This is a genomic window from Leyella stercorea, from assembly GCF_021531655.1.
In genome coordinates, this window is the sequence record NZ_JADYUF010000008.1 from 56,878 (window position 1) to 69,654 (window position 12,777).

Here is a 12,777-nt window from a genome sequence, read left to right on the forward strand (position 1 = left end):
GCAAAGCCGACAATTCAAAAATCAACACTCAAAACTCAAAATTTATTTTCCGAATGCCTTCTTAAGCTTGCCAAGGTCGCCCTGAGCCTCGCCCAGCTCCTCGGTCTTCTTCAGTTTGTCGGCATACTGAGCCTCGGTGAGGGGCTTGATTTCCATACCGTCCTGCAGCGATGACACTCCGTTCACTACGAAGCGGTCGCCGATGTGAAGACCAGAAGTGATGATATAGTTCTTGCCGTCGTTCTGCGAATTGATTTCTACCGGAGTATACTTCACCTTGTTGTCCTTGCCTACTACATAAACGAAGTGCTTGTCCTGTACCTCAACTACAGCGTCCTGCGGAACTATAACTGCTGAAGTAGCGGTGTGAGGCACTACGATTGAGCCTGAAGCACCCGACTTGAGCACGCGCTCGGGGTTGGGGAAGTCGGCACGCATTGAAACAGAGCCTGTTGTAGGGTCGATGACACCGCTCACGGTAGCCACCTTGCCCGGATGATTGTAGATAGAACCGTCGGCAAGCTGGAGCTTTACAGCAGGATAGCTTGAGATGGCAGCATTGATGCCACCGGCTGTCTTGGTCATATCGAGGAGGTCCTTCTCGGTCATTGAGAAGTATACCTGCATTGTAGAGTTGTTGGAAACGGTGGTAAGAGGCTGCTGTGATGATGCGCTAACAAGTGCACCTACACGATAAGGCAGGTCGCCTACGACACCATTGGCAGGGCTTGATACGAAACAGAAGTCAAGGTTCTGCTTGGCTGAAACATAAGCAGCCTCAGCCTGAGCGAGCTGAGCGGCAGCACTCTCCATTGCATTCTTAGACGACTGAAGCTCGTACGAACCGATAACGTTGTTCTTGAAGAGCTTCTGAGAGTTGTTGTATGTAAGACGGGCAGTGTTGAGTTGTGCCTTGGCGGCGTTCACGGCAGCCCTTGCCTGACGTACAGCGGCAGCGTATGTAACGTTGTCGATGACGAAGAGGAGCTGACCAGCCTTCACCTGCTGACCTTCCTTGACACAGAGCTTTGTGATGAAACCTGAAACTTTCGGACGGATCTCAACGTCCTGAACACCCTTGATTGTTGCGGGATAAGTGGTCTGGAGGTCAGCATTCTGACCCTGCACAGTACGTACGGCGTACTCATTGTCGCCGAAGTTAGGCTTACCGCCACTCTTGCCGCCACCACAAGAGGCGAGCACTACAGTCAAAACTGCAATCAGTAAAATCTTTGTTTTATTCATACCTATGTTTTACTAAATAAATTTTTTGTCTTTTGATTTATTTACTTTACTATTTATTTTTCCCTAACTAATATGTTGTTATAGCGTATGCCATGCCTTTCGGCTGACAATACGGAAGCCTTAAGGAAAACTCAACCCGCTGCTTAAGTTTTCCGGGTGCAAAGTTACCAACATTAATATTAATATGGTACATACCACACAAACATTTAACAACTTTTATTCCGGTTCTGTGTTTTTCGCCATAGTTTAAGATGTTTGCAACAGCAATAATTGCCCATCCGGCATTTGGAGTTATATTATTGTTATAATAAGGACAAACTACAGGAGGCTATGGCGTCCTCGTCATAGCCTGAGCAAGCAGCGGTGCAAGTAATTACAATAAGAATGTTTCTACCAACTGTTCAGGCTACGGCGGGGACGCCATAGCCTCCTACCATTTGTATTGTCAATACAATCTCAAGCATCACAACTTCTATCATTATCACTCGACAATATCGGATGAACCGTAATAATTGCCCTTTTATGCGCTTCGGCAACCGCCGTTTTTCAAATGTAGTCCTTTTGGGTTGCAAAAAGACTCGTTTTGCCTGCCAAAAGGACTACATTTGCATAGCAAAAGGACTCCTTTTGAAAGCCAAAAGGAGTCCTTTTTGAAAGAGGGGGGAGTAAGCCCTACCCCCAGCCCCTCCCCCGTAGGGAGGGGAGTGGTATGATTTGTGAGATTATGAAGCAGAATATTGGGTTAACAGTAGGAGGCTATGGCGTCCTCGCCATAGCCTGAGCAGTCAGCCATATCATCTTTATTATTAATGATTTGTACCGTTGTTTGCTCAGGAGGGTGTGCAAAAGTCTATTATACGGGCTGAAAGCCCAATAAGCTCATAGCCCAAGGCAGCGCCTTGGGTGTACGGATTGATAAAAGCAAAACGCCCTGCAAGGGCAAAAGCATTGATAATTAACGCTTTTGCCCTTACAGGGCGCATTGGTATTTGTGATACTTTTACCCCATGGCGGTGCTCTGGGCTATGTGTTTCTGCCCCTTCGGGGCGTGCTGCTTTGACTTTTGACTTTACGTCCTTCTAACATTTTGGTTCTATTACTTCAGCAGAGTCGTGCCGAGATTGCGGTCGACGAGCATGCCGTCCTTCATCTTCAGCGTGAACTTGCCTGCCTTCTTGGCCTTGAACTTGAGCACGAATAGGTCGCTGTCGCCCTCGTCGAGCAGGAAGTTGTTGCCACGATTGACGAATGTAGGCAGCAGTTCCTTCTGTCCGTTGGTGTGCAGACGGTCGTAGGTGAGGTTTACCAGCTCCTTCATGTTGAGCAGTTCGATGCCTGCATATTCCAGCTGGTCGGTGTTGTAAGGCAATGCGAAGCTCAGAGCGTTGACCCAGTGGAGCGCCTTGCCCTGCACCTTCAGCTCTATAACGTCGCCTGCGGCGAATGTGGTACGGCTCGGTGTGAGCACGAGCGAACCCGAACAATGGTCGTTCTTGGGATATACTCCGCCGTCGAGTTCGTTCGACACGCACGATATGTCGTATGCGTCGATGAGTCCGTTCCGGTTGATGTCGCCCGCACTTACATAGTCGAAGTCGCTGTCGCCACGTCTTAGTCCGGTGTAGTTCATATACGAGGTGAGATCGTTCTCGTCGATGCGGTTGTCGTGATTGATGTCGCCCTGCAGCACGCTCTGGCTTCCTGCCACCTTATATATATACATGGCACGACCCGAAGCGAAGTTGCCCACGGCCTTGGTCAGGTGCATCTGCACATAACGAGCCTCCGGATTGCCTTCGAACGTGAATGTCTTTGTGGTGTTGTCGGCCTTCCATACGAACGGAACCGGTGTCGACCACTTCTGGCGATCTATACTATAAGAGATTGTGCCTTCCATGATTGTGCCGTTGCCGGCATCCTCACGCGGAATGTATTCCATACGGTCGAGCTTGTTGACCGAACGCAGGTCGATTGTCACATCGCCCGGAATGGCTTCGCCCTTGCCCCATTGTGAGTGCCATGAGGTCTTCTTGTCGAAGTCGAAGAGCTTTGAAACTTTCTGTCCGGGCTGGTCTTGGAACGATGTCTGTGCCTTTATGCCCTTGATGGCAAACTCAAGCGGGTTGTTGAGGGTCTTTCCCTTGACCGTTGTCCAGTCGGATGCTCCGTCGCGATTGACTGCGCGCACCTTCATGCTATACTCGGTCTCTGGTTGCAACTGGTCGATGCTGAACTGCGTTCCGTGAATGGTAGAATACAGCATGCCGTCGTATTCTATCTCGTAATAGTCGGCATTGGGCTGCGGTTTCCACGAAGGAGTGAGGTTGAACACGCCACATCCAGCCTCAGCAATCTGTGCTTCGGGAGCCGCGAGCGCACCGCTGTGTGTGAGCATACGTCCGGCTGTGTTGAATTCGAAACCGTCTATAGCCACAGCTATGGCGTTGTCGCTGACGTTGGTCTTCTGTATCTTGACGAGCAGTTGCGCATTCTTCTTTATCACAACCTTTGCTGCATCGGTGCCAGGAGTAGAGAAGCGGTTGAGGTTGGGCTCGGCATCGTAGTAATACACGTTGTCGCCCTTCTCAAATTCGGCGAGTGTCTGCACCTGTGTGAGCTTGACGGTGGTCTTACCAACCTTTGCCGTCACCTTCTTCGGAGCACGTGTCACATTGACGCGCAGCTCGGTGAGCTTTTCGGCTTCATATCCGTCGTACGTGCCCTGAGCCGGTTGGATGTCTACACGCATACGTCCCTTGCCGTCGGTGCATACGCTTACGTCGGTAGTCACGCCGTTGCCATGCAGATACTGGGTCGTGTTGCCGTCGTCGTCATACTCCTTGAAGGCAGAAGTTCCGTTGGCAGAAGCGTAGATTTCGTAAGCACGGTAGTTCTGACGTATCTGCGACGGGTTGTTGTTGGGATTGGTCATAGGAATGATGGCATCAGCCTTGACGAATACCGGAATCTTCCAGAGCGGTGCCGGATACTCGTTGACGATGCGTCCGCCCTCGTATGCGTCGCCGTTCCAGTAGTCTATCCATGTGCCTTCGGGCAGATATATGCCGTTGCGTATGTCGTTGCCGTCCTTGTCGGCACGTGTCTCACGGTATATAGGAGCTATGAGCATCGACGGACCGTACATAAACTGGTATTCGGTCTTGGTGCCGTGGGTGTAGTCGTTGGGATAGTCGAGGAACATGGCACGTATCATCGGCTTGCCGTCTATTGCCTCGTGGGCTATGGTATAGGTGTATGGCATGAGCATCGACTTAAGCTTCAGATAAGAGCGGTTGATGCTTGCAGCCGGCTCGCCGAGTATGTGCGGATACTTGGGATTGGCTCCCCAACCGTCCATGTTGAGCTGCATCGGTGTGAAGGTCTTCCACTGGAACTCGCGCACATTCACCGGAACGTTCTTGCCTCCGAATATTCCGTCCATGTCGCTCGTGATGTTTGGCTGACCCGACAGACCCGAACCAATGAATGTAGGTATGTGGAAACGTATGTATTCCCAGTCGCCTCCGGTCTGGTCGCCGCTCCATACGGTGGCGTAACGTTGTGTTCCTGCCCATCCGTCGAGCGTAATGATGAACGGACGCGCATCCGATCCGTAGTATGGCATGACCTGAGCCACATCGGAAACGCCGTTCAATCCGAACGAATAGCCGTAGCCTACCCATGCAACATCGGTCTTCAGCACTCTCACTCCGGCATCGCGCACCTCCTTAACGATGTCGCGCTGCAACAGAGGCTCTACTCCTGCCTTGGGATGAAGGTCGCTCTGTGTCCACAAACCAATCTCCACGCCCTTCGAACGGGCATAGTCGCCAAACTGACGCAGGTTGTCTATGTTGCCGTCGAGCGTACCAGTCTGTCCGTAACCGGCTCCATATCCGTCGTTGGGGAGGAACCATCCCAGCGGCATATCGTTGTTGACGTAGCGGTCGATGGCTGCACGTGCCGAGAACTGATAGTTGTTCTTCTCGCCGTTCAGGCTCTCCTTGGTTCCGCCATTGTCCTTCTGGCTCTCCTTATACATCTTGCCGTCCTCGAAAACCATTGCTCCGTTCTTGTCTTCCTTCCAATAGTCGCGGTTGTAGGCATTCAAATGGCCCTCATAAAAACCGAACTTCGGCATCAGAACGGGGTTGCCTGTGAGCTGATAGAAGTCGTTGAGCAACTGTACGGGAGTCTCGTCAAGCATTACAAACATGTCGAGATAGTCCTCTGAATGCTGCAGACGCACCTCACCCGGAGTGTCGTGGCCGAAGTCGTAACGTCCCGGACGGAACGTGTTCCACATCACGCCGTAGCCACCGGTGCTCCAGTAGAACGGTGTGGGCGATGCTACGCCACCGTCAACCCAGCTGTTGGTGTTCTCAATGGCAATGCTCTCGCCACGATGTGAGAAACGGCCGTTCTGCACTCCACCTCCATAGAAGTACTCGCCATCATGCGAACGCATGGTGACTGATGTGCTTCCGTTGTCTATTTTGGCTGGTGTGAGGTTCTCGATAACGGTCTTGCCGGTGCGCAGGTCGACAATGTTCATGTTGCCTGTATGCTTGTCGATGTTGACACTTACGGCAGGTGTGGTTATCTGCAGAGTTCCGTCTACGTCGATAGCGCTAAGGTTTCCGGTCTTGCGACGTGCCGATTCGACAAGTATCTTTGCCGGAGGTGTAGCCAGAGGGTCGCGTACTACCCCACCCTTATCGTCGCGAAACATCCGCAAAATGTTGTCGCCGTAGAAGTCGAGGGTCATCTGCCGGCCGTCGGTGTAGTTGATCTCGATGGTGTGCGGATTGATCTGAGCCACATTTTTTACTGCAAATGTCTCATCGGTTTGTGCGATTGGATGTTCAATCACAAGCCCCGAGCGCAGCGGAATGGCGTTGATGCCCTGTGGCATGAGTGTCATTCCGGCAAGAGCGAGGGGCATTGCCAAAGCAATCGCAGCCTGCCGCGGTTGCTTTAATTTGTTGTTTGTTTGCATATTATTGTTTTAGTGATGTCAGTTTTTTTATCAGTGATGTCATAATTTACAAAAGTACTTAAAATAATAATGTATGTGCGTGCGACAACTTAGGTTTTAACATATTTAACTTATATATCTTCCAATATTCATAATATGTACAAATAAGTGTACATTTTTGCAGCAATTTGTAGTGAAAAAAGCCTAACTTTGCAGCAAAACATGTTTGGAAACCCAATGGAACCATTCAACAAAACTAAAAGCTAACAATAAAATGGAACAGGAAAAGAAGTTATTCAAAGAGGTTAACGAGGGATATACCATGCACGAGGCTATCGAAGAAGCCAAGCGTTGTCTGCACTGCAAGGTACCACAGTGCAAGAAGGGATGCCCAATAAGCCATGACATACCAGACTGGATTCACGAGTTGTCGATGGGAAACTTCGGCAATGCCATGCACATCATTAACGAAAAGAGTAATCTGCCGGCTGTGTGCGGACGCGTATGTCCTCACGAGAAGCAGTGTGAGGGACATTGCGTGCTCGGCAAGAAGGGCCAGGAAATACACGTAGGCAAGCTCGAACGCTTCCTCGCCGACTTCGACGGCAACATGGGACTGATTCGTGAGAAACTGCAACCGAAGACCCGCGGACGTGTGGCTGTAATCGGTTCAGGTCCTGCCGGACTCACTATCGCCGGCGATCTTTCGCGTCAGGGATTCAATGTGGAGATTTTCGAGATGGAACCGGAACCCGGTGGCGTGCTCATGTTCGGTATTCCAGAGTATCGTTTGCCTAAGGATATTGTACGCCGAGAGATTAAGAAGATGGAGGAACTGGGTGTTATCATCCACTGCAACACCACTATCGGCAATGATTATACCGTTGATGACCTCTTCGCTCAGGGCTTTGACGCTATATTTATGGGTACAGGTACGGGCCGTCCGCAGAAGCTTCAGATTCCGGGAGGCGACATCAAGGGCGTACGCCAGGCCATTTGGTTCTTGCGCCGCGTAAGTCTGTACAACGAGGGCAACCTCGAACGCAAGGAGGTTGTTATCGAGAAGGGCGACCGCTGCTTCGTTATCGGCTGTGGAAACACCGCCATGGACGCTGCACGTACAGCCATACGTATGGGTGCAGAGAGCGTAAACGTGGTTTATCGCCGCACCATCAACGAGATGAGCGCATTGCGTTCGGAGTATGACGATGCCGTAAAGGAAGGCGTAGGATTCATCTGGGAGTCGAACATCGTTGAGATTCACAGCAACGATGAGGGCAAGATGACTGAGGTAGTGATTGAAGACAAGGAGGGCAACCGCCGTGTAGAGAAGGCCGACTATGTGCTTATGGCTCTTGGTTCGACTCCTGCCAGCCGCATCGTGTCTACAACCAAGGGCATAGACGTTGACGACCGCGGATACGTCATTACACGTGAGAAGCCTTACGGTATGACTACACGCCAGGGAGTGTTTGCCGGTGGCGACGTGGTTAACCGTCCTTCAACAGTGGTTCTTGCCATGCGCGACGCCAAGATGGTGGCTGAAGGCATTGCACAGTATGTCGATGCAGTGAAGCTTCTTGAGGCTATCAACGACGAAGAGTAACGCCCAGGACATTACAAAATACAATTATACGGGCTGAAAACCCAATAAGCACATAGCCAGAGAGCAACAAAATTCAAGGCAGCACGCCCCGGAAGGGGCAGAAGCACATAGCCCAGGGCAACACCCTGGGTAAAAAGTGCCCCAAATAACAAAACGCCCTGTAAGGGCAAAAGCATTGATTATTAACGCTTTTGCCCTTACAGGGCGTTTGCTTTTTATCAATTCATATCCCCAGGGCACTGCTCTGGGCTATGTGCTTATTGGGCTTTCAGCCCGTATAATTGACTTTTGCACACCCTCTATGTGCTTCTGCCCATTCGTGGAGTGCTGTTTTGAGTTTTGACACCCCTACTAAGCAAGCAGTGTTATTCAAGTTCTTACTTGCCACTCTTCTGTCGTGCCTTGCGCAGAATGTTCTGCATGTCGTACACGAGTTGCGGATGCTGGGTAGCTACATTCTCCTTCTCCCACACATTATTCTTAATGTTGTAGAGCTGCGGTTGCTGTTCGCTACCTGTCTCCATGCCCGGTGCCCAGCTGAGAATCTTCGGTCCGTCGCTAGGTTCGATATATTTCCATTCACTGGTGCGCACCGACATGCATCGGTTGTAAGCCAGTTCGAGCACATACGGACGGTCGGTATTGTCGGTACCGAGCCAGTTGCCGAGTCGGTTTTCACTGTCGGGAGCGCTGCCTTTGGGGAATCGTGCACCGATGAGATTGCCCAACGACGCCATCCAGTCAATCTGCGAGGTGAGCGTTGCAGATGTCTGTCCGCCCTTGACCTTGCCCGGCCAGCGTACAATCATAGGCACTGCGGTGCCGCCTTCGTATGCGCTGTACTTGTTGCCACGCCACGGTCCGGCTGGTTTGTGACCGTTGAGCAGCTCGGCAGCCTGATCCTGATAGCCGTCATCGATAACGGGTCCGTTGTCGCTCGACAGCAATATGATGGTATTGTCGGCAATACCGAGCTTGTCGAGAGTCTCCATGAGCTGTCCTACAGCCCAGTCGAACTGCACGATAGCGTCGCCGCGCAGTCCCATACCGCTCTGTCCGCGGAAGCGCGGATGCGGGAAGCGTGGCACATGCACGTCGTTGGTGCAGAAGTACATAAAGAACGGATTGTTCTTATTGGCCTTGATGAAGTTGATAGCGTGCGATGTGATAGAGTCGGCGATGTTCTCGTCCTTCCACAAAGCCTTGCCGCCACCCTTCATATATCCAATGCGTCCGATGCCGTTGACGATAGACTGGTCGTGACCGCAGCCCGGTGTCGACTTCAGATTGTACAGCAGTTCGGGGTTGTTCTTGCCAGTAGGTTCGCCCGGGAAGTTCTTCTTGTAGCTCACATGTATTGGTGCCGAGGGGTCATAATTGGCTACATTGCCGTTCTCAATGAATACGCACGGCACGCGATCGGCTGTAGCAGCCATGATATAGTGGTAGTCGAAGCCTATATCCGAGAGCGATGCAGGCAGCGGAGCGTTCCAGTCCTGCGTGCCGGTTTCGGCTCCGATGCCCAAGTGCCACTTGCCGATGGCGCAAGTGCGATAACCCTGGCTGCGGAACATATCTGCCATGGTGTACTGTTCGGGACGTATGATCATGCCGGCATCGCCCGGTGCGATGTCAGTATCGGGACGTCGCCATGCGTATTCGCCCGTAAGTATAGAGTAGCGTGACGGTGTACTTGTGGCAGCGATAGCATGTGTGTCGGTGAAACGTATGCCCTGACTTGCGAGCCGGTCGACATTAGGAGTCTTGACGTTCTTTGCCCCGTAGCATCCAAGGTCGCCATAGCCGAGGTCGTCGGCAAGGATGATGATGACGTTAGGACGATTCGGGTCGGTTGTTGTCTTCACCTTCTTGGCTCCGTAGGCTGCCTGTGCAGCGAGCGGCGCGAGAAGCGAGATTGCCAAATAGCTTTTCTTCATTGTTCTTCTATGTTTATTTTAGTTTATTAGTATAATGGAGAGTGCCCCGAACGGCAATGACGCGTTGTGGCACACTCTCGTTTATGAATGGTCTACTTGCGCAGTGAGGTGTGATAATCCTCACGGAACGGCTGTCCGCTCCACGCCTTCTGCGATGTCCACTGCTCTGCCGGAGCTGTCCAGAAGGGATGCGTGGCTGGCAATCCGAGCGGCATGAACACGAGCGATGTCATGTATAGCGAGCCGTTGTTTGAATAGTAGTTGGCAAGTCCGGGCTGGTGTCCTGCAAAGCCGAGCTGCAGATAGCCCTTGTCGGTGAAGTTGCCGTCGACGGCAAACATACGCTTCATTACGGCGGTGAGTGCCGAACGCACGCCACCGTTGCTCAGGCTTTCGGGCAATCCGTACTTCCAAGCCGACATGGCGAGTGTCTGGAATGCGCCCATACGATATATTACAGAGCGTCCTACGGCAGGGTATGCGCCCTCGGGCGAGATGAATCGCTCAATGATTTCGTTGTATCGGTTCATGCGCTTCACTGCGAGGTCGAGCGAAACGGGTGTGGGGAAGTTGTGCTTCTTGCATATCTCCACAACCTCAACCATCATCGGGTGCATGGCATAAGCGTTGTAGTAGTCCATGGCAAACTCCGGACCGTCGCTATACCATCCGTCGCTCAGATACCACTCGCTCATCTTGCGCAGTCCGACGGTCATTACATATCCGTCATACTCCTCGCCTATGCTCATGAAGAAAGCCTCAACCATGCAGCGGAAGAGCAGCCAGTTGTTGTAGGCAGGGCTTATTGTGCGCAGACTCTTGAGTCCGTCGATGTAGCGTTGCTTGGTTACGTTGTCGAGCTGGTCCCATGTTGCCTCGGGAGCGCGCATGAAGCTCTCCACGAGATATGAAGCGTCGCACAGCGGCTGAGCCACGTTGCAGAGCCATGTGATATGGTCGGGGTTGTTAGGGTCTACCGCATTCTTGTATGCCTGTATTGCCCATGTGTGCAGCTGCTTGCGCTGCGCTCCCTCAGGAGTGCCGTCGTCGGGCAGCGCTATCCACGGACTGATGCCCGCCATGAGTCTGGCGAAAGCCTCAAGATAAGCCACACGTGTGTCGCGGCCGTCCCACTTGGGGCTCAGTTCGAGCGTGAAGTCCTTCTGGAAATTGCCCTTGCTCATATTTTCAAGCACCGGACGGGCTATCTTGTAGCACAGGTCTGCCCACACTTTGCGGTCGGGTTCTTGTGCAGTTGTCTTCTTCTTGGCAGCCATAGTAGGCACAGCCATCATCACCGCAATCAATACGGCAACGAACAATTTGATTTGTCGTTTCATTGTTGTTTTAAGTTATTAGTACAATCTTGGTTTAAAGTATAATACGACAAAGTTATTAATAATTATTTATATACAGCCGTTTCGTGCAATTCTGTTATATTTTTTTATCTTTTACTACTCTGTTGTATCCTTAACCGACGGTTTTCTGTGCACTATGCCATAGCCCGTTGCAGCTACAATGACGCTCATAATGGGCGAGAGAATGTTGAATACGCAGTATGGCAGATATGTCCACGTAGACACGCCGAGCACCGTGCTCTGCGTCATTCCGCACGTATTCCACGGCACAAGCACCGATGTCACCGTCACCGAGTCTTCGGTTGTGCGGCTCAGGAGCCTGCGTTCGTAGCCCTCACGGTCGTAAATGTCGCGAAACATATTGCCCGTCAGCAATATACACAGATACTGGTCGGCTATGGCTATATTGAGCATGACACCCGAAGCGGCTGTCGACGCCACGAGCGACGTACGGCTGTGGACCATGTGGATGAACAGTCGGGTGATGCCGCCAACCATTCCGCCTGCCGACATGCATCCGCCAAAGCACATGGCGCACACTATCAGCCATATCGTACCCATCATTCCTGCCATGCCGCGCGTTCCTACCAGTCCGGCAAGGGTGGCATCGTCGGTGGCAAGCTGAGTGCTGTCGTACAGACAACGCATAGCCGCCTTGAACATCGAGGGGTCAATCTCGCGCAGCGCATCGGCCTGAAACACCACGGCAGCCACTACCGCCATGAGCGACGAGAGGAACAGCGTGATGATGGGCGGAACGCGCCTGGCTATCAACACGCCCGTGAGCACGGGCACAAGCAGCAGCCACGGCGATATGCAGAAGCGCGACTTGAGCGCAAGCGCAAACGTACCGATGTCCTGGGCGGTGTTGGTGTCGCACAGCAGTCCTGCCACGGCAAACACCATCAACGCTATCACTATCGACGGAACGGTGGTGTAGACCATATAGCGTATATGGTCGAACAGCGGAACGCCCAACGAGCCGGACGCCAGAGTTGTAGTGTCAGACAGCGGCGAAATCTTGTCGCCGAAATAGGCACCCGATATTATGGCTCCGGCTATCCATCCGTCGGCAAAGCCCTGTGCCCTGCCTATGCCCATCAGCGCAATGCCTATCGTGGCAATGGTGGTCCACGACGATCCCGTCATTACGCTTACGAGGGCACAGATAATGCAGCTCGACACGAGGAATATGTCGGGATGGATGATGTGCATGCCATAATATATTAAGGTGGGAACCACTCCGCTCAGCATCCACGCCCCACCGAGCGCACCTATGAGCAGCAGTATGATTATGGCGCTTGCCACACTCGAAACGTTCTTGACTATGGCTTTCTCAAAACTCGACCACGGCACATTGAGCCTCCACATGCCTATGAGCACACAGAATGCCGATGCTGCAAGCAGGGCTATCTGCGACGCACCGGCAAGCGAGTCGCTGCCAAAGGCACGTATTACGAATGTGAGCAGGGCTACAAGAACCAGGAGCGGCATGAGCGACATCGCTGCAGACGGACGTTTCTTAAGATTCTGTTCTTTGTTTTCCGACATTTTTGTCATGTAAATATTGGTTGTATTCTACTGTAAAACAATCAGCGTTGGACCGACGTTTTCGGTGCGTTTTTCAAAAGGAGTCCTTTTGCATTCCAAAAC

Annotated in this window: 7 protein-coding genes; 1 reads left to right on the forward strand and 6 read right to left on the reverse strand. The window is 52.1% G+C overall.

Annotated elements, in window-relative coordinates:
- Positions 1 to 42 precede the first annotated feature (42 nt).
- The 3 genes from I6E49_RS03810 to I6E49_RS03820 all read right to left on the reverse strand — a co-directional run bounded on the left by I6E49_RS03810 (position 43) and on the right by I6E49_RS03820 (position 6,244).
- On the reverse strand, positions 43 to 1,245 hold the full coding sequence (locus I6E49_RS03810; RefSeq protein WP_235400552.1) for an efflux RND transporter periplasmic adaptor subunit: 1,203 nt from the start codon (positions 1,243 to 1,245) through the stop codon (positions 43 to 45).
- Positions 1,246 to 2,075: 830 nt separating this feature from the next.
- On the reverse strand, positions 2,076 to 2,228 hold the full coding sequence (locus I6E49_RS03815; protein WP_235400553.1) for a hypothetical protein: 153 nt from the start codon (positions 2,226 to 2,228) through the stop codon (positions 2,076 to 2,078).
- A gap of 113 nt (positions 2,229 to 2,341) precedes the next feature.
- Positions 2,342 to 6,244 carry a TIM-barrel domain-containing protein gene (locus I6E49_RS03820; protein WP_235400554.1) on the reverse strand — a complete coding sequence of 1,301 codons (3,903 nt, stop codon included), beginning with the start codon at positions 6,242 to 6,244 and terminating at the stop codon, positions 2,342 to 2,344.
- A 253-nt stretch (positions 6,245 to 6,497) separates the two neighbouring features.
- Here I6E49_RS03820 and I6E49_RS03825 point away from each other — a divergent pair, with 253 nt between their 5' ends.
- Entirely contained in the window at positions 6,498 to 7,829 is a 1,332-nt protein-coding gene (locus tag I6E49_RS03825) for an NAD(P)-dependent oxidoreductase (protein WP_235400555.1), read from the forward strand.
- A gap of 377 nt (positions 7,830 to 8,206) precedes the next feature.
- On the opposite strand, the gene I6E49_RS03830 is transcribed toward I6E49_RS03825, so the two are convergent.
- From I6E49_RS03830 to nhaC, 3 genes are all read right to left on the reverse strand, one after another.
- On the reverse strand, positions 8,207 to 9,766 hold the full coding sequence (locus I6E49_RS03830) for a sulfatase family protein (protein WP_235400556.1): 1,560 nt from the start codon (positions 9,764 to 9,766) through the stop codon (positions 8,207 to 8,209).
- Positions 9,767 to 9,858: 92 nt separating this feature from the next.
- On the reverse strand, positions 9,859 to 11,106 hold the full coding sequence (locus tag I6E49_RS03835; protein ID WP_235400557.1) for a DUF2264 domain-containing protein: 1,248 nt from the start codon (positions 11,104 to 11,106) through the stop codon (positions 9,859 to 9,861).
- A 114-nt stretch (positions 11,107 to 11,220) separates the two neighbouring features.
- On the reverse strand, positions 11,221 to 12,675 hold the full coding sequence (gene nhaC, locus I6E49_RS03840) for a Na+/H+ antiporter NhaC (RefSeq protein ID WP_235400558.1): 1,455 nt from the start codon (positions 12,673 to 12,675) through the stop codon (positions 11,221 to 11,223).
- Positions 12,676 to 12,777: the final 102 nt, after the last annotated feature.